Below are 19,962 nucleotides of genomic sequence, written 5' to 3'. Positions count from 1 at the left end.
CCTTACTTTACGAACTCCTGAGCCGCCTTGGACAGGTTACGTACTTCCTGCGCTTCCGGGCTCTTTGCCTTCTTTGGAACCGTCTTAATTGCAGTTTCCATGGCTGTTGTATCTTTAGTTTTCAGCAGCTTTGCAATATCACCGTCACTCATACCATAAATCTTTAATGCCTCGTAATTATCTGTGTTCGGGTTCTTGATATATTCCTTCTTAGCTTGGGACTTACATTCGTTATATTTCTGAGTAGCCAGTTTCATGACGCGAGTAGCATCCGAAGAGTTCGTCTCTGCCATCGTCCGGAAACCGAAAACCTTGAGGAGCTGGTCGTAGGGAGTGTATTTTGCTGTGATTTGTCCGTATTTGTTTTCTTTCTTGCCGGTTACAGCTTCTTCAAGAGCACCCAATCTAGGGGCCAGAGAACGAATGATTCCGTTGCCCTGTGCGATATTGGATACGGTCGATACAGTAGGCCCGAGGTCGAACTGGATAGCGTCGCCAAGGCCAATATTACCGGAAAGGTTGATGCCGGCCAATGACGGAGCACCATACAGAGCTACGTTGACCAAGGCTTTCTTCGCAGAGGAACCACCGGCCCAGTTAATCATACCTTTCTTCAAAGCCATGACGGGGCTGTGGCCCGTCGTCTTATCGAAGATGTCGTCTACTAGATTAGCACAAGGCATACCCAGGGCGCCAGCCATGATGAACATGGGGACGAGGAACCGGATATTCTCTTCTTTTGTATTGTGGAGCATGAAGTTCAACGTGAACAGTGGATATTTCTTGAATTGGAGGAGGAGTTTGCCTGTTACCCCGGCTTCGGTCATAGCTAACGGAGAATCTGTTACCGAATAGTTGAAGTTCGTTTCTGTGACCAAGTCTTTCGTTTTATTGAACACGTATTCTTTCCGTACACTTGCCATCGTGGGCTTAGGGTCTTTAAAAGGATAGTGGTTCTGTCTAGCTCGGTCTTTCTTTGTTTGCCATGAAGTAATTGCTTCGTCCAACATCATTTTCTTTTCATCATGGGAGAGTTCCTTAAAGTCATCCATAGCTTTCAGATAACCACCGATTGCGGTTGCTTTACGTGCCCACTTATCGCCGACATTAAAGAACCACATAGACTTATCTGCCAAATCCTTTGCCGATTTGCCGAACAGGATTTTCTTATCAAAGACGCCGGTAGGACGACCGAGGATTTCCGAATCGATAGCTACGCTTCTTTCGTTGATTCCGATATAGTCATAAAGCTCTTTCCATTTAGCATCGTTTTTCGATCCGGTTGCTTCCTTGAGTCCCGTCCGGAAGTATTTAGACATACCGATATATTTGTTACCACCAAGTTTTGCATTGGCGTTAAGTACCTGAAAAGCCTGAACAGCCAACGAAGCCGGGCGGAACAAGCCGAGTTTCAAAAGATTTTGTAAGGACAGTGTGTCTTTAGCAAGCCCTGTATAGAGGTTATGTCCGTACCGTCTACGGAGCAGGGAACCAATACCCGTCGGGTCTTTTTCTGCGAGCAGGTTCATATAGTCATTAATCATCCGGTCAAGGGCTGTAACGGAAGTGGGTCTGTGGTTAGCTTCGATATACGTCTTTAAGAATTTCTGTTCGTTCGTTGTAGCCTCTTCCCGAATGTCTTTATGATATTTACTCGTGTAATAGGCCGTGGCTTCTGCGTAGAACTTTGCTTTACTGATAAAGTTCCCGGACGTGATAAGGTAACGATATACAGAGTCCGCTACGTTCTGGCTGTAGCCGCTGGCTCCGGAACGCTTCTGGAAGAACGGATTGAACTGTTGTTTCATGTTGGCGCTATTAATGATATTATTCAGTTCATCTTGGGAAATGATAGCATCCTTCTTCATCTTTTGAAGCTTTTTATACAATCCCGTTACCCGAATCTGGGACTGGAGCTTCTTAACGTAGTTGTCATGAACGGCACTGCCTGTATTGCTCCTGTATCGGTTCACTTTTTCGATATGGGACATAACATCTTTAATGGCAACCGTATGATGTTCCTTGAACAAGGGATTAAACACCCGTTTGAGAGCTTCATTATAATTGCCTGTGTCATTATTAGATTCGCTGACGGAGATTAACCCTTCGTCATTCAGTTGTTTAAGCTGGTCTTCTGTCATTCGATCAACTTTAGCTAATCTATCTCCGTGAGCCATGGCGTTGATAGGATTAATTTCTGCCCAGTAAGCTTCTTGTCCGGCTTGGTTCAGTTCCTTTGCCCTCTTGGATGCTTCGGAGGCGTTATAGAAGCTGGCGGTGCGGACAAAGGTCTTGGTGTCCTTATCTTTTACCCAAACGACGTAGGGAAGGTGGATTTGCGGGAAATAGCCGTTGAGTTTCTTTGGGAGTTTATAGTTAGCCCCGGACTCTTTTGCGGCCTGCGCAGATGTTTCGTAGACCTTATCCATCATGTCTCGGTATTTCATAAAGGAACTCATGACGTTATCTACCTGAGATGACTTCATCGGTTTGTCCGAGAGAGACCGAATCATTGAGATATAAGCTTCTTTTTCGTGAGCTTTTGCGTACTTCTGGGCGGCATCTTCAGACTTGAAAGCGGCACTGCCTTTAGGGAGAGCAAATACTGTGAAGCCTTTGCCGAATCCAGCGTTTTCGTTTTCTTCCGACTCCTGAATCATCTTGGACAGACGATATTTACCAGAGTTACGGATTTCCTGAATCTTTTTAATAGCTTCAGGAGCGCTATCGTAATGTTCAATAAAGGCGTCATGACGGACTGCGAGGTGAATCCCATCGTCAAGGTTAATGACCTGCATAGGGTCTCGGTGCATTTCATTGGCTTTCAAAACGAGGGAGTCGAATACCTTCCGTTCATCTTTATCGAGGCCTTTGAATACGTCCAAGAATTTCTGGGAGTAATCTCCAACGAACTTTTCCATCTTGCGGCGGGCTCCATCTGCTAACCGGTAGATAGGCATACCATCAGGGAAGTATTTTTTGAAGATATGAAGGGGGTCTTCAAATTGGCGCTGAAGGATACTCATACGTTCTTTACCCGGAAGGACACCAGCGGCATACAGGGCTGCTCTTTGAGCTGTTTCTTCGTGAGTGGGAATACCGACCTTGTGTAGTTGTTTATCTATACGCTCCTTAATAGACATAGCATCAGCGGATGGGGTATTTCTATTTTCTACAAAGTTCAGAAAAGCTTTAACAGCCTTATCTGTGAAAGTACCGTTTGAGAATGGTTTCAGAACCTTCGCCTTTTCCAATATAGAGGCTCTAGCAGAGCTCAATGTCCCAGCTCCGTCGACCGCTTTGTTTGCCATATCAATGATTCTGTCTTCCACACCTTTTAACTGGGATTTGTATTGAGGATATTTTGATGCTAATTGAAGTTGAGATAAAGTTTTAGCTACAAAAAGTTCGTCGTATAATTCCTTATTCTTTTTTAATGATTCTTGTAAAGTTTTACTCTTAGATATTTTATCGCATACATAATCAACTATTTTGGGGTTCCTTATGGTATGGTCGTATACTAAGATTCTCCAGCTATTGGTAAAACCTTCTCCTTCGCGGAGTTGCTCAATCAATCTGTTTGTATATTCAATCCTATAATCCTCTAACTGGTCTTTTTCTTTATCAACGAAATTATTAGACGTGATGTAATTAATCCCGTATTCTTTATCCCCTAATCCACGTTCAATAGCGGCGTGGAGAGAGTGAATAGTTTCATGGAGTACGGTAGGTGTACTTTTATCCCCGGATAATGCATCTTTGAAAATTCTGATTACGTTATATTCAGAATAGGTTCTACCGAGAGCTCCGGTCTTTTCTTTTTCCCCATCATAAATAAACACGGTTGCCATATCGTCAAGAGCTTCCGCAATTTTCGATTGCAACCGTGGTGATAAATCTCCAAATGAGTCATTTATTAATTTGTTTAAAGTGGGTGCGTCGATACTTACTCCTTCTGGAGTTGCCAAATGGATGGCTTTCTTTAGTTTGTTACCGAGTTTGGTTAATCGATATTCGGGTCCAAGCCCCCTACTGGCTTGCTGTACTTGTCCAGAAACTCTTTGTCTCCTTCCCAGAGTTTCTTGTCCACTTCTTCCTGCGTCATTCCTTCTGGGAGGGTAAGAATTCCGTTGCACCACATCCCCCTCCAAATGCTCGGGTCCGTTACTCCCTCTGGCATCGGAGGTAGTTTCGTCGGTCTGTACATTTTTATCTTCTCCTTTCACTTCGTATCCGTCTGCAAGGAATTTCTTCTGGTCTTCTTCGCCGAGGCGATTGAAAATATCTTTAGATACATCGTCCGGGAAGAAATAGCGGAAAGCATCTGTGACATGGACTTCATTTTCCTTCGTAACCTTGATGTTATCCGGTTCTGTATCTATATTATAATAGTCTGAGAGATAATCTGCAATATCCTGCTTATCGGCATCTTTTAACTTCACTTTATCTCCACCGAATGCTTCAATTTCACCGTTAGGGATTTTAACGTCCATATCGGAGGTAGAAGAAGTTATCATTCCGTCTTCGTACTTATAAGATAAAGGTTCTGAAGAGGTTATTCTTTTTTCTTTTGTGTTTGCTAAATATGTACCTGCGTTATTTTCACTTTCTCTAGCTTTCCTCTCTTTTGTTTCAGCTTGAGCCTCTGCTTTTTCGTCATCTGCTTGTTTCTTGTATTTTTCATATTCGGTCTTAGCCTTACTTACTTCTTCTTGTGTGTATTGCCCTGATTCCACAAGATTTTGGAGAGCTTTATCTCCGGGGAAATTTACGGCTCTTGCTACTTTGACAGGTCCATCATTAACCCAGTTAACAATGGAAGGGACAAGTGGTTCTCTATGATTTCCTGTTTGGAAGTATTCCCCTCTATATGGTTTCCTAACGTTTTTGCCATCCTCAACAGTGACAAACGAAGCATTTTTACCACTAAGAGTGGCGGCACGTTCCCCGTATTTCTTTTCAAGTTCTTCGTGATGGAGGAAATAGTGGATAGGGTCGTTTTTAGCCAGGTGCTTACCACGAATTTCCTTAGCAAGAGCCTTCCCAGCGGAACGAACAGTTTTTATTTCTTCTTCTTTCCCTTTTGGTTTCGCCTCATTGAGCGCAGCCCTTGTCTTTTTGGCTTTTGTAGCTCCGGAGAGTTCCTTGACAGGTTTTGCTTCTGGCTTTGATTTGCTTTCGTCATCTTGGACTTTTGACATGATATTCAATAAATCCTGAGCACTGCCCTGTACCGGTTTAGGTTCTGCCTTCTGGATTTCCTTTTTATTTTCATAACTTCTCCGTGCCCGTTCTCTATTCTTTTCGTCGGATACCTGCTTTGCCTGTCTATCTACTTCAGCTACCTTCTGCTCGATGTTCTGGATGTGGTCTTGAGGATTGTATTTATCTTGAGTGCGGGCATTTACGTATGAAGTAACAGCTTCCTTGACGGATTCGCGGTATTTCTTAGGGAACTTAGACAGGAGGCGGCTCATACTGAGGCCCTTTTTATAATTAAAGAAGTTTTCTGTGAAGTTGTGGAGTTCGGTAATAGCTTCTTTATCTCTGCCTTTATTTGCATATTGAGATAATTTTTGAGCAAATGGAGATTCAATAGTTACTTCATGGGATTTATCGATACGCTGTTTTTCAAAGCCTCGGACAGCATCTACTTCAGCAATCCTATTCCGCTTGGCAATCTGGGCATTAGCCATCTCGATTTGACGGCGCTGTTCCTTGGCAGACAAACCTTCCATTTTCTTAGCGTCAAGCGTAACTCCTCTATTTTCACGGCTGGAATTGATACGTTGAACCGTATCCATATGGTTCTTTTTATTGGCGATAGTCTGCGTCTTGACCCTATCTTCAGCACGAGCTTTCCCAGATAAGGTTTGAATCTGGTTGCGGATTGCATGAGTGACTTCCCCACCAGCTCCTTTAGTGATTTCCTGTTTTACCTCATTGGGGAGCGAATCGAATTTACCATCGGATGTGTAGTACTTAGAGTGAACCCCATTCTTCAAGAAATCATCTTTGATAACCTGTTCTGTAGCCTTCTGTTTTTCTTTCTTCTGTAATTCGTAGGAACGTGTTGCGGATGCCGAATTTGTTCTTAAAACTTTAGAGATACCGGCGTCATCAGGGGTAACTCCGAGTTTATTGAGACGTGCTTTACCAGCATCAGAAATATCTCCGCTCTTAGGTTTATAGAAATCGCTATAAACCCCGTTCTGCTTAATATCCTCTTGGATAGCACTTACGGCAGTAGCTATATTCTGTGTGTGTTGTTCTCTATCTGCCTTTCGGTTCGCTACTTCCTGCACATGGATTTCTTTGCGCTGTGCCGGGAAAAATCCTGTATTCGGAGAAATGCTATTAGCGTTATCTAATTCCTGCTGGGAAATAGGAAGCCCTAACTCATTTTTCTTCTGAATAAGACTTTGGGCTGTAGCTTGACGGTAACGGTCATTATTCCGTTGCTGGAGGATAGCGGCTACTGGTTGTGCGCTCTTACTGTCAGAGATGATTGGTAGATTTGGCGATTCTATCATGGCCTTAACGAGGTCGTCCCGTTCCGGGCCTGTCATCATAGACGTACCGTGTACCGGGTTGTATCCAAGGACGTTTCCATCTTCGGTATCAATCAGGTTGGCAATAGCTTGGTTAGCTTGGTACTGGTTGTCACTCTTCCCGTAAGCTTCCTGTTCAGCTAAGTCATACTCCGTAGGGTTGTTCATTTTGTCTATGAGCTGTTGGGCAAAGTCTTTAGGTCCTGCCTGTACTAAGGACGCGTCAACTTGCTGAGGGGCCGTTGTTTCTTGTGAGTTCATCGGGATAGCATCCAAATCCTGTTGAGTAAGTTCAGTTTCATCAACTGGAATATTTTCTGTAACCGGAACATCTTCTCTAATCGGAGATTCCTCTTGAATGGTATTCGGAGTATTTCTAACCGTTTCTTCGACCGGACTATTAACCACTTCAACAGGATTACTAACCTCGTCAGCCGGGGATACTCTTCTTGCTCTGCGATGGCCAATCCCGCCAAGGAGACCTGTAGGAATCATACCCATGCCAGCCATAAACATTTGGTCTTTAGATTCATCTCCCATTTCGAGAGGATTATAATTAACATCTTCTCCAGTAATGGAACTGTTTTGGAATTCATTCTGTAGGCCTTCTGTATAGGACTCTACTGCCATTCCGGGAACGCTATGAGCAAGAACCCTAGTAGAATACCTCTTGTCTGCGAAGTCTGCTACCTTACCCCCAAAATCGGATAAGGAACCAAGCAAGCCCTCTCCAGCTTTCTGTTCGGTAGATTCTGTCGCACTGCTGAGGAGTCTCTTCGGAGCATTTGCGGCCCCTTTGAACATTCCCATTTCAACAGCATTGGAGGCAATTGACATACCGATGTTATCCATGAAGTCAGTATCCATAGCATTACGAGCTTCTTCTTGAGTAGCCCCGTTCTGGATAGCCTGATTGTATGTATCACCTGCTTCTGATGCGGCGTCAAGATAGCCACCAGCTACGTTACCGGCTATTTCTGGAGCGGCATTGAAGGCGGCTCTGGCAATCCTTGCCCCCGTACTCAATTCACTAGCGTCTGTACCTACGGCAATTGCTTTCTCTAAGGAAGAAGCGGTCTTGGCCAATCTTGCGGCCTTGGCCGCTTTTAAACCAAGTCCTACAGCCGCTCCTCCAATACCACCTGTAGCGGCACCAACAGCGCCAGTGACAGCTAAGTCAGGGGCGGAAGAACCTACAAGATTAAAAGCTGTATATGTAAGACCATTCGGGTCTGTGATAAAGTCAAAGAGGCGATCATTACGGGTGAACTGCCGTCTTGCCTGCCTGCCCTGTGAAATGGCATCCCCAAAATCCTCAAGGCCTTGTCCAAACCCAAATTCCTGATTCATGTAAGTGCCGATAGAACCGAGGCTAGACCCTAACCCGTTGAGAGCACCGTTAATAGCCGAATCTAAAAAACCACCGTCACCGAAGGAATCATACGTCCCCCCATCATCCGGGGCAATGACGCTATCGAGGTATTGGTCATTTGCTTCGGCTCTATCGTATAAGGCCTGAAGATAATCTTCTGTAGTTCTTCCTGCCATCTAACCCCTCCTAATCAATCAAAATACACTAGGGAAAATATCATGAAGTGTTCTTGTAATCGGGTTATTTGTCCATGTATGTTCTTGGTCACTCAAGTCTTCCCCGAATTTATCCTTCAATTTGTTCACATAGTTATCTTCTACTTCTTGCCCGTATGCACTGCCCGGGCCACCGTCAGGTTCAAGCATAGACAAGGTATTGATATTTTCGTACTCAGCGTTCTTGAGAGCTTCTCTAATTTCATCACCAGACATACTACCATCGGCGGCGGCATCGTATACTTGCTGGAACGGAGCGTTGAGAGTTTCTTTAATCTTTGCAATATCCCCAATGGAGTAATGAGGTCCCTTACCTGAACTGCCTCCGCCTCCATATCTACTTCCGCCACCAGCACTTCTAGCGGCGGCAAGAGCCAATCTCTGTTCTTCGATTTGAGCCTGTCGGTCTTGGATTGCTTTCTTGAGGTCGAATTCCTTCTGCCAGTTATCCTGTGCCTGTTTAGCCTGCTGTTGCTGGAAGTTATAGTTCCGTTCAGCATTATTCATTTGTACCTGTGTCTTTAAGAGGTCACTGCTATTAACGAATTGGTCATCATTCGTCGGCAAATTAATCCCAAACATCTTGGCCATAGCCGCGTAACCACGTCGATTATCTACACTGCCGCTCCCGTTAATAAGCTGTGCTAACTGCATAGCCTGCTTCAACCTAGTCTGCTGGTTTGCTTGGTCGATTTGTTCTTTTAAATCTGCGTCACGATTATCATTCAGTTGTTTAGCGCTGTCTTTCATCCATCGGGCTACATCTGGATTCAAGAACAAAAGGTCTCCCTGATAATCTCGGTCGGTCAGGTAATGGATTCGTTTTTCATGGGCATATGAACGAGTCGGTTGAGACAATATGTCCATAAGGCTCTGTTGGTCGAATGGTTCGTTCGGATTACTTGTCCTGATTTTCGCGGCTAAATTAATGAATGGGTTCCCGTTCGCATCCTTGGCTTGGAAATTGAAACTGCCACCTTGGCCACCGGTTTTAATGATAGCCGTCGGTTGAAGTCCTCCCATTTGCGTAGCGTCACTACCGTGTACGATCTGGTTCTGTGAGCTAGAGTTCCCGTAATAACCACCATTACCATCAGATAGAACAACGTGGTCATTGTCCCCGTACACGATTACATCATTGGGGTTAGCTGCTCCTGCTTGGTAAGGGATGACCGGGATTCCGGCCTGCTGGGCGTCGGACACCATACCGGGAACTGAATATTGACCATTATTATACTCGTTAGCAAGGAATTGGCTGTTACCGGCCCCCATAAGGCCGACAGCTTCCGCACATCCATTAGTGCCATTCTTCATCGTCTGGCCTAAGAAGCCATCTGCATAAGAGATTCTCATGCACCTCCCATCATGGAATACATTTTATTCATGTGATTCAATTTATCCTGTAAAAGCCCCTGCTGGGCTGTTCTTTGCTGTTGTGCGAATTGCGCTTTCTGTACCTGCATATTATATTTCCGGTCGTTCTCTGCGTCCTGTATCATGCTATCGAGCATATCCCCGCTATTAGCGTATTGGTCGACGTTACTGGGAACATCAATGCCAATAGATTTCATTAACCCAGAGTACATCCCTTTATTGTCTACGTTGTTACTTTTATTAATTAGGTTGATAGCACTGATTCCCTTTCGTAAATTATCCTGGAGCATCTGCTGACCCATGTTATCCTTGATTTCATCGATACGGTTCTGCATCAAAGTCTGAGATGTCGGCCTAACCAGCTTGGCTACGTCTGGACTCATAAAGTTCGTATCGTTGACATAATCCCGACTTGTCAGCTTTTGGGCATCAATAGCGTTCCGCACATCTGGATTAGACTGAGCCATGATTTCAGAGATGCTTTTGTAGTCAAAAGGCTCGTTTGGGTCGCTCGTTCGCAAGTGTGTCAGGATATTTAAGAAAGGACGATTCTGCGCATCTTTTGCTTGAAAGTTAAACGTACCCTTTCCTGAACCACCCAGATTGTTATAGTTCTGCTGTACCTGAGCCAAATACTGGTCAGCCATCGGGCCAGCTCCGTTATAAGCTCTAACCCCAGCCCATACGTCCCCACCTTGTTCATCAATTTTTTTCTTTAGAATGAGCATACCACCTAAGGCGTTCTGTTGGGGGTCCGTGGCCCAGTCAGGGTATAAGTCATTAACCCCATAGTCTGCGGCTGAACCGTCGGTAATCTGCATTAAACCGCCACCGTCAGCCATATTGATTGCGTTTACGTCGTCGCCACCAGTTTCACGAGCAGCGATAGCAAGAGCAATATTCGGGTCTATCCCATATTGATTGGCTGCATCTACGATGTAACTTGCATATCCTGCCATTCATTCCTCCTATTGATTGACATACTTTTGTAATCCACCAAAGTTAAAATAATTACCAAGAGGCTGTGCATCCTGTAAAGTCATAGGGGTCGGGCTCGGTGTATTTAGTTTCAAGTTCAAAGGCTGTGCTTGAGGAAGGTTCGGCTGTAAGGGGCCTTGGATTCCTGCATTATACGGGTTGGTACTATTATAATCTACGAACTCCCGGTACTTCTTATCGCCCTTCCCATTAATGGTCTTACCTTTATTCGATTCCTCAAAGTTCTTTGTATAGTTGGCTCGGTTCAACCCCATGTTATAGGTATCCGTCCCCCAATCAGAGGAAGAGAAATCTACATAAGGATTGATAACCTGTGCCGCACTCATTGCCGCCTGACGGTATGGTTGCAAGGAGGCCGATTGGCCACTCTTTGAATAATTAAGTGCATCCGTCATAGCCGTATTATTGATTTCAGCTCCGGGATGAACTTTATGAACGAAGTCGACTAACTTCTGGAAGTTTTCAGGGGTTGGGTTATCATTATAATTTTTTGCCGCTAACTGGCCTTCATCCTGTTCTTTCTGTTTGGCTTGAATATATGCGTTGTAAGCTCCTTGAAGAGCTTGATTCTGCTGATTCTGGATATCATAAGCCTCTTTGGCTCTCTGATTCTGAACCTGTTTCCCAGCCTCACGAGATGTTCTAGCTTCATAAGCTTTACCTAAAGCAAGACCGGCAATCTGCCCAAGGTTGTACCGAGGGTCAGACGTTTTATCATTTGGGATATATAACATCTACTTGCCTCCTATCGTCTACCGAAGAAACTGCTACCCATATCAACTAAGCCGCCCAATAAGTTACCGAAGCCACCGCCTGACTGTGTGAGATAGCCACGGCCGTTTTCGTTATTACCGATAGCCGAAAGGGCCGCTGTATTCGATTGCTGAGTACCTCTAGCAGCATTGAAGTAGTCCGTAGCCTGTCTGCGGCTCTGTTCGGCTGCTTGTGCTTGTGTATTGAATCCGTTCTGCAACCAGCTTTCACGGGTATTGAGAAGATTATTATAGAGGTTCACGTCATTTGTGTAATCTTTACTCATCTGAGCTGACAGGTTCTTCTGCCAATCGTTTGTCGCCGTATTCATTCGAGAACTACCAACAACCCCATTCTTAGCCATCTGCTGAAGGCCCTGTCCCATGGTATTTTCATATAACCGGTTATAGTAATTCTGTCTGGCCGTCTGCCATTGGGAAGGTAAATTTCCATCGAGAAGGTTGGCCTGTCGGTCAAGAATGTCCTGAATATTGCTAGAATATGTATCAAACACCTTTCCCCAGTCTGGATCGTATGTTTTCTTAATGTTAGACATCCCTTTAGCAATTAAGGCGTCAATCCCGGGTTGGATGGTTTGCATATACTGGACCTGCTGTGCATAAAGTTGTCTTTCTTCCGGTGACAACGGTCTTTCGTGGTACTCAGTCTTACTTTTCCCCATTTAAAACCTCCTTTTCAAAAATATATTCCGTGGGCTGGCCATATTCTTCAATCGAATCCACCAGAGTGGCACCACTAAGTTTAGCGTAAGCTATAGGATTTCTCGTCGTGAATGTCCTAAGCTTGGCTATACCAATGTGCCTTGCCATTCCCTCGTAGATGGTCAGCATTGTTCTGAGATGTCCACTGGTTGGCCCAATCTCTATAGCGTCTGGCTTAACACCGTATGTAGAAAAGCTCCCGTCCGGCATTAATAGCACGAACGGGAACCTCTTTAAATCCCAATCTTCAAAGAAGTGAGATTTCAACTTCTTATCATATTTTTCTATGTAGAACAATACATCTTTCGTATTAACCATAAGGACTCCCATCTGAATCACTGACCGAACCATCGAATGTACCTTGGCCCCAACTACTACCTTTACTCCAGCTACTTCCTCTCCCGGAGGATGTTCCCTCCGATGTCATTGTTACGTATTGCTGGACGATAACAGCGGCCCATAAATGCCATACAATAATATCATCTGTCTCGAAGGTAAAAGTCATCTTATCGGCTCTTATTTGCGTCTTAAACTCTTCTCTCTGTTTTTCTTTTGTCCAGTTCCAATCCCAAGACACGTCATTAACCGTGAGTTTGGCTGTGCCTGCATCTTCACTATCTATAATGAGATGGGAGCGGTATAATGTCATGACATTTAAATCACCGAGGATAGCGGAAACGATTCTCTGGTGAATTTTAGTCTCTGTTCCTGCCACTACGTCTGTATGATTCGATGATGATAATTCAAAAAGCTCTTTCCCACATCCGACTAAGGTCTTTTCTGTCCCCTCGGCGATTGTCTGGATAGGTTTGGGGAAAATCCACTTTGTAAAAGCTCCAAGTTGGTAATGATATACATAGATTACCGGGCCATTGTTTGGATTGACAAACAGCTGATGCGTTCTCTGACTCTTGAAAAGCCATGGGGCCCCTGTATCCTTTTTCATTTCTGGATTCATGGCTTCCCCGATTTCCTGCGATTTGAAGTTGCCATATGTTTCTGTGGTCTGGAGTGACCTAAGCCCTTGCCGAGAGAAATAAACAACATCTTCCCCAAGGTTAGTCATAGCGTCCCGGGCGATAAAATCACTATCCGTTCCAACCAAAGTGACATTCCAATCTTCCGGTTCATTAGCTATTTTATATATACGACCATTAGCCTTGAAGACGATCAGCTCAGAGGCCAAGGGGTAAATTCCAACTACAGCTGAAACGTCGCCTACATCCAAATCTTTCATTGCGGATGCGTCGTTACTGTTTTCTGTCCAGTTCATTGGGTCAAGGACTCCGGAATATTTTATATTATTCGTGCTAGAGTGAGTAACAAGAACACGACTAAACCGTTCCATAACTTCGTCACATTCTGGCATCTGTTCATTGGTATTTATACTCGTACCGCTATATTCGTAGTATTGCAATTTTGAGCCACTCGAAATAAGTAATTTTGTCCCGTTTGCGTTTGTAAACCTAGCTAGTTGTGGTTTATGGGTAACATCTCCGTTAATGGTTCCTATGAACGTCGGGGTCTTACCGAACTCGTAAGTATACACATTTTTATTTTTTAGGAAAACGATATAGTTATTCAATCCGTAGTCGTACCAGATATAAAAAATATCAGCCGGGAATGTATAGAGTGGAGAGCCTAATCCTCGACGAGATATGAGGCGTTCCCCCTCTGCATCGAATTCCATATTCTCAATAACTTGGGCCCGGTTTTCTTTTGAATGAAGGAGCCAGGGGTCAGTGGCTACATCCATCCCTCCGACCAGAGAGCCAACATCAAACTCTTTGACCCTTTTTGATTTTCCTACTTGTTTAGCCAGTTATATCACCTACCCCATATCGTCAAGTACCTTGTCAATACCTTCTTTGTACTTAGGGAACCTTGCAATAATGTTGTTATACATCGGTTTGTGTAAGATAATCTGGTACGCCAAATATTTAGCCATTTGTAGTAGTCGCTCCTTTCTTTAAGGTGTTGACAGCATCCTCAAGAGCTGCAATACGTTCATCTACATATGTTTTTTTAGCATAGGTATCTGTGATAACATTCCCGGAAGCATCCTGATTAGCTTTCGTAGCCGTATCCGCACTTTTAGCTCTCGCGACGTAGAAATTTGACGGGTTGTAGACATACATATTGTTCATGCCGTTACCGCCCCATAGCCACGCCGGCTGTCCGTCCTTTCCAATCCAGTTAAACGTAGCCTGACTCGTTGATCTGTCGCCTTCTACTAACTGCAACGTCTTTGCTATATCCGCCGCCGCCGCGTGCTTACTTTCATTAACAGTAGTACTAATACTAATGTCTCCACTACCGTCAAAACTAGCAGAACCAGTCGCGTTGCCCGTTAGGCTTATCGTTCTAGCTGTAGCTAATTTATTAGCACTATTTACATTACTGTCAGTAGTCGCTAAATTAGACCAGGAAGACCATATACCACTTCTTGCCATATGATGTCTAATATATATAGTATTATTATCATATGGAATATAAATTTGAGAGCATCCACTATCACCGTCAGCATAATTAGTAGTTACTATTAAAGAACCTGCTCTATTACATGGGTAGTTAGAATCCGTTACGTTAGAAGCATCGTTACCGTTCTGATAATAAATGCCTTCAGCTGTAATTGTATTTAAATTATTCTTTCCTAATGCAGAAGCCTTTTTTAGATATGTGTTAGCAATATTATTGCCATGATCATCAGATGTCGCTCTACCAACTATAATATTAGCTAATGAATTTGAACCGGTACCGCCATTACTGACTGATAATGTTCCAGTAACTCCCGGAGTAATATTAGCGCTTCCGTCAAAAGCGGTTGCTGTTGTGCTTGCAAGGTTAATTTGAATTGTTCTGGCTGTACTTAGCTTTGTTGCAGAAACAGCAGTTCCCGTTTTATCTAACTTGGTATTAATACTATTCTGCAAAGATGCGTGGACGTTAGAAGCATCGGAAATCTTTTCGTAAGTGGTATCAATTTTCTGTCCTTTGGCATCATTTGTAGCCGCTGTGGCAGAAGCCACATTGTTGACCGTAGCTGTAGAAGTTGTACCATCTTTGTGATTAAAGGTAATCGTGGCTCCATTGGCTGTGGCCGAAGTGATTGCTTTCTGATAGTCAGTTTTTTCTGCATAAGCCGATAAATCTACTACCCCAGATAAGTCATCCCACTCTGTCCCATTCCATGCCACATTATCTCCGGCTTTGATATGGTGCGAGAGGTCGGCATTGACTACATTCCAAGTATCCCCTTTAGAATTACCAGTGGAAGGTAAGTCGTTATAGTTATCTACCTGCCCCATATATTTGAGGGCACCAGAGATTTTCGCAAGAGCACTATTTGCTTCGTCTCTAGCTTTTTCTGCTTCAGCCTGAGCAGACTTGGCGGCTACCTCCGACTTAGAGGCATTACTAGCAGAAGTACTTGCACTCGTAGCCGATGTGCTTGCAGAAGATGCCGCTGTATTAGCAGTGTTCATGGCCGCTTTAGCATTTGTGGCCGATGTGCTAGCAGAAGATGCCGAAGAAGCCGCCGCTGTGGCACTACCACTTGCCGATGTCTTATATTCAGAAGCTTTATCTTTTGAATCGCTAGCAGAAGCCGCGCTACTAGCTGCCGAAGATGCACTATTGCTTGCGGAGGAGGCACTAGAAGAGGCACTGGAAGCTGATTGACTAGCAGACGTGGCTGAATTTTTTGCACTAGTCGCACTAGAGGCCGAGGCTGATGCTTGAGTGGAAGCGGTATCGGCACTTGCCTTTGCATTGGATGCGGAGACTGAAGCCGCTTTCTCAGAGGCTTTTGAGTTAGCCTCACTCACAGAAGCATTAGACGCAGAAGTTCTGGCACTAGAGGCTTGCCCAGTGGCTGTTGCCGCAGATGATGCCGCACTTTCTTCGCTTTTTCGGGCATTGGTTTCACTTAATTTAGAAGCTTGCTCAGAGGATTTGGTGTTAATCTCACTGACGGATGCTTTTCGTTCGGAGTCCTGCGCCGCCACCATAGACGTGTAAGCTGCCTCTGCACTCTTCTGAGCTTTATCAGCTTCCTCTTTTACCTTAACAAAGCTGGTTAGTTTGGCTTCCCTCTTTTCTCCGTTATCAAAAGTGGTTATCGTCGTCCCATCTTCGTTTAGAACAAAGTCTGTAATACTAACCCCGGTTTCTCCTTTTAAACCGGTACTCAGTTCAACTAACTCCTTCTCTTTAGGGAGAATAACTTCGATTGTTTCTATTTGTCTCACCTCACCGATTTGATACAGACGGAGAAACGTATAAGTATCCGCAAAGGATTCTTTTTTCGAGTCCATCTGAATCTACTTCAAATACGTCGTATGTATACTGGGATAATTCCCCGTAATAAGTGCCATCTAATTCCAGGGTGTCACTATCATCCGCCTTAAAATGGATTTCCACGATACCGCTTACATTATTCACGATATGGCAATCGGCTGTCATGGCGGGGGAATCATCGCCAGCTTCCTCTCTCACCTCACACCGGAATTGATATCCTGTTATGTTGAGAGGTTGTTTGCCTGTGTTGTCCCCGGTATATAGTTTGAGCTGGAAAATAAAATCCTCACCCTGAGGGACTACAAAGTCGTGGGTGGGGGTAGTTTGTTTTATTTTAGCCATCTATTCCTCCTTTAATTCGTATATAGATTCAAAAGATTCTTTAGGCATTGTACTTTCTATATATTCGCCGTTCGTTTTATAGCGAAACACATAGTCGCCAGAATCATTTTGATATGCTTCTACTTCAAATGGCTTTTGAACATACTTTTTATATTCCATAATCTCCTCCTATGAAATAGTGTAAGGAACTGTATTCGGGTCAATAGCAATAAAGCCAGCTGTCCCTCTACAAACCGTGACATCAGAATTTAGGTTAGTACGGTATGATAGTATTTTTCCATACGACCGAGAATCACATGCCCCGCTAAACGAAAATGTAACCGTTACAGTTGAAACATGTGAGAGGTCCATGTCAAACGTAAAACTCTTGGTATCTCTTTTATAGTGACTATAAGTATCTTCCCCTGCACTTTGCCCATCATATCCATTAACACAATTGTTACGGGCTTCACTTACACCAGTGTTTGTCGAAACAGAAACAGACCCTTCGTCCCAAGCGACAAACGCGTGATAGTCATTTTTGCCTACCCGAACATAGCTTTGATAAAAGGCAGAGATTTCTATGGAAATCCAAATATGGGTGGCAGACGTTGGGACGTTAATGTTATATTTATAACTTTCATTTTTACCATTGCCGCCTGGGTTTTCATTACTACCACGACATTCCCATGAAACTGGGATATTAGAGCCACTACCAGCTTTCAAAACCGATTTACAAACTGCGGTGAACCCATTAGCCGACACATTAATGGCTTCTACGTCTTGATACATATTGATATTGGTGTACCCAACAGCCGAAGTTTGTAGTCTTATAGGGAATAAAAAGACGGTTGGAGTGATGTCCCACGGGTTAGCGAATTTAACAGTCTGGCCGTCGTTCACGATTCCTGTACAAAATCTCCCAATACCTGAAAACGTGTGACCATTGCTATCGACAAATGACATACCATTTTCACCAAACAGAACGGAACTCCCATTTGTTTCTTTGACTGTCATACCGTCTTCGTCCAGTGTAACGTTACCGCCAACAATCTTTAAAGCTCCTGCCAGATTAATCGTATTGGCGGCTAGCTTATCAGCGGTTACGGCACCGGAAGTGAGTTTATCAGCAGTAATAGCCCCAGCCTTGATTTTGTCCGCTGTAACCGCTCCTGTGTCGAGTTTATCTGATTTAATAGCTCCCGCCGCAATCTTGTCAGTCGTCACTGAGTTAGAAGCCAACTTTCCTGCTGTGACACTATTTGCCGACAATTTTCCGGTCGTAATAGCTCCGTCAGCAATCTTGGTCCCAACTATCTGCTTGTCACCAAGGTACGAAGATACGATTACACCGTTATCAAACACAGTCTCTCCAGTAATATGAACCTTGCTACCATTTATCGCAACCCCCTCTTTCGATAGGTTTATTTGCTGGATAAGCTCTCCAGTCTTTACCCTTAGAGCAATATCGTTTTGATTCTGGAGGATGGCTGTATAATTACTGTTCACCTGTGCCTTGGTATTGCTTAAATCTGTTTTAGCGTTAGACAAATCTGTAACAACGGAGGAAACTTGGGAGCTTGTCTGGGAAATCTGAGAAACAAACTTCTTGTTTTGGGCGTCCTGAGCAGCTTTATTCGAGGAAACAGTAGATGAGATGGAATCTGTAGTCGTTTTAAGCTCCGCGATTCCTGTTACACTATCCTGAGCATCTTTTACGGCTGTTTGTATGCTCTTGTCAACTTTTTCTAGCGTAATACTTTCCCTCTTTAACCAAGCCGGGTCCACCAGAGTCACAAGACTGACAGTTTGTTCTTTAGTCCACGTTCCCTCCCCAAAGCAATCATAATAAGCAGCCTTGACCGTAAAATCCCCCATGACACAGTAGTAATGGAAAGAATCATCGGAGGTAAAATGTTTTTCCCCGTTAATAGAGATACAGATACCGATACAGTCTTCGGGAATAGGGCTGTAAGAAATAAGCAACCCTTGGAACTCGGTATTAACAGTTAATGCTTGGGGAGCTTTTGGGATTGGCTTAGACCATGGTGTTAGCATATAAATAGGACAAGTCAAACTGAGGTTCCTAATGGTGGTACAATAGGATTAACTAAGGAGGCCTCAGTATGGCAAAATTCAACAAAGAATTCAAAATCAACGCAGTTAAATATTATCATGAACATCGGGAACTCGGCTTGGTTGGCTGTGCTACGAATCTAGGTATTGCTCCACAAACCTTGTCCCGTTGGCAAAAGCAGCTGAAGGACAATGGCGAAATGCCTTATCGTGGTTCCGGCAACTATGCTTCGGATGAAGCTAAGGAAATCGCCCGTCTGCAGCGTGAACTGCGGGATGCGAAGGATGCGTTGAATGTCCTAAAAAAAGCTATCAGCATTCTGGACAAATGACCATTGCCATCTATCGCAGTGTCCAGGAAGAAGCCGAAAATGCCCATCAGGCAGAACGTCGTTTTTCGGTGTCCGGAGTGCTTTCTGAACTCGACGTTTCTTCTTCAGGATATTATGACTGGGCGGCGCGCAAACCATCGAAACAGGCCCAGCACCGCAAGGAGATGAAGAAAAAGATTCAAACTATCTACGACGATTCCAAGCAGATTTACGGAGCCCCGAAGATTGCCCAAGTTATGCAGCAGAACGGGGACAGTATCTCTGAACGCACAGTTGGCGTATACATGCGGCAAATGGGCATTCAGGCCTGCTGGGTAAAGCATTACACCGTAACGACCCGTAACAGTGACTTTGACGTGGCGCTGGTGAATATCCTTCAGGAATGCTTCAATCCTGAAGAACCGGATCAAGTATGGTGCAGCGACATCACCTATATCTGGACAGCTGAAGGTTTCGTCTATTTGGAAAGCATTATGGATTTGTTCTCCAGGAAAATCATCGCCTGGAATCTGGCCCGTAATCTGGACGTCGCCGGCATCGTCAAGATGCTGCAGGAAGCCAAACAATGCCGGAAACCCGGACAGCTGTTGGTTATCCATTCGGACCGTGGCTGCCAGTATGTTTCGCAGGCATATATTCGGGAGACATCCCAAATGCGCCGCAGCTATTCGAAGAAAGGCTATCCATGGGACAATGCCTGCATCGAATCCTTCCACTCCCTGATTAAACGGGAATGGCTCAATCGCTTCAAGATTCAAAATTATCAGCAAGCGTACTTGTTGGTGTTTGAATACATCAATACCTTTTACAACACCGTACGCATTCATAGCCATTGCAACTACATGTCACCGGATGACTATGAAAAGCTGTATGCTGATTTCCAGAAACATAATATGCGTCTGGGAATCTAAGAAACGAAAAACCTCAATTTAATTTGTCCGAAATCTT

Annotated in this window: 13 protein-coding genes; 2 read left to right on the top strand and 11 right to left on the bottom strand. The window is 44.3% G+C overall.

Features of this window, described 5'->3' with window-relative positions; translation table 11 throughout:
• Positions 1 to 2: 2 nt before the first annotated feature.
• From C6362_RS09585 to C6362_RS09530, 11 genes are all read right to left on the bottom strand, one after another.
• Entirely contained in the window at positions 3 to 8,099 is an 8,097-nt protein-coding gene (locus C6362_RS09585) for a hypothetical protein (RefSeq protein WP_014016867.1), read from the bottom strand.
• A gap of 18 nt (positions 8,100 to 8,117) precedes the next feature.
• On the bottom strand, positions 8,118 to 9,491 hold the full coding sequence (locus tag C6362_RS09580; protein WP_014016868.1) for a hypothetical protein: 1,374 nt from the start codon (positions 9,489 to 9,491) through the stop codon (positions 8,118 to 8,120).
• Entirely contained in the window at positions 9,488 to 10,471 is a 984-nt protein-coding gene (locus C6362_RS09575) for a transglycosylase SLT domain-containing protein (RefSeq protein ID WP_014016869.1), read from the bottom strand. Before C6362_RS09575 ends, C6362_RS09580 begins: the two co-directional genes overlap by 4 nt.
• A gap of 9 nt (positions 10,472 to 10,480) precedes the next feature.
• A complete protein-coding gene (locus C6362_RS09570) occupies positions 10,481 to 11,245 on the bottom strand; it encodes a hypothetical protein (RefSeq protein WP_014016870.1) in 765 nt (254 codons plus the stop codon).
• Between the two features lie 11 nt (positions 11,246 to 11,256).
• On the bottom strand, positions 11,257 to 11,946 hold the full coding sequence (locus C6362_RS09565) for a hypothetical protein (protein ID WP_014016871.1): 690 nt from the start codon (positions 11,944 to 11,946) through the stop codon (positions 11,257 to 11,259).
• Positions 11,933 to 12,304 (bottom strand): hypothetical protein, encoded by a 372-nt coding sequence (locus C6362_RS09560; RefSeq protein WP_014016872.1) that lies wholly within the window; start codon positions 12,302 to 12,304, stop codon positions 11,933 to 11,935. The genes C6362_RS09565 and C6362_RS09560 overlap by 14 nt, the downstream gene beginning before the upstream one ends.
• Positions 12,297 to 13,742: a hypothetical protein gene (locus C6362_RS09555; protein WP_041647275.1), complete on the bottom strand. Its 1,446-nt coding sequence runs from the start codon at positions 13,740 to 13,742 to the stop codon at positions 12,297 to 12,299. Before C6362_RS09555 ends, C6362_RS09560 begins: the two co-directional genes overlap by 8 nt.
• 184 nt (positions 13,743 to 13,926) lie before the next feature.
• A complete protein-coding gene (locus C6362_RS09550) occupies positions 13,927 to 16,302 on the bottom strand; it encodes a pyocin knob domain-containing protein (protein ID WP_157868810.1) in 2,376 nt (791 codons plus the stop codon).
• Positions 16,238 to 16,627: a hypothetical protein gene (locus C6362_RS09535; RefSeq protein WP_014016876.1), complete on the bottom strand. Its 390-nt coding sequence runs from the start codon at positions 16,625 to 16,627 to the stop codon at positions 16,238 to 16,240. The genes C6362_RS09550 and C6362_RS09535 overlap by 65 nt, the downstream gene beginning before the upstream one ends.
• Positions 16,628 to 16,786 carry a hypothetical protein gene (locus tag C6362_RS11835; protein ID WP_014016877.1) on the bottom strand — a complete coding sequence of 53 codons (159 nt, stop codon included), beginning with the start codon at positions 16,784 to 16,786 and terminating at the stop codon, positions 16,628 to 16,630.
• A 9-nt stretch (positions 16,787 to 16,795) separates the two neighbouring features.
• On the bottom strand, positions 16,796 to 18,682 hold the full coding sequence (locus C6362_RS09530; RefSeq protein ID WP_014016878.1) for a hypothetical protein: 1,887 nt from the start codon (positions 18,680 to 18,682) through the stop codon (positions 16,796 to 16,798).
• Between the two features lie 50 nt (positions 18,683 to 18,732).
• Here C6362_RS09530 and C6362_RS09525 point away from each other — a divergent pair, with 50 nt between their 5' ends.
• Positions 18,733 to 19,014 carry a transposase gene (locus C6362_RS09525; RefSeq protein WP_014015018.1) on the top strand — a complete coding sequence of 94 codons (282 nt, stop codon included), beginning with the start codon at positions 18,733 to 18,735 and terminating at the stop codon, positions 19,012 to 19,014.
• Positions 19,011 to 19,925 (top strand): IS3 family transposase, encoded by a 915-nt coding sequence (locus C6362_RS09520; RefSeq protein WP_014015019.1) that lies wholly within the window; start codon positions 19,011 to 19,013, stop codon positions 19,923 to 19,925. The genes C6362_RS09525 and C6362_RS09520 overlap by 4 nt, the downstream gene beginning before the upstream one ends.
• The last annotated feature ends 37 nt before the right edge of the window (positions 19,926 to 19,962 follow it).

The organism is Megasphaera elsdenii DSM 20460, assembly GCF_003010495.1.
Lineage (GTDB): Bacteria > Bacillota > Negativicutes > Veillonellales > Megasphaeraceae > Megasphaera > Megasphaera elsdenii.
Note: the sequence above shows the minus strand (reverse complement) of the source record. Positions and strands in the feature narration are given on the sequence as shown.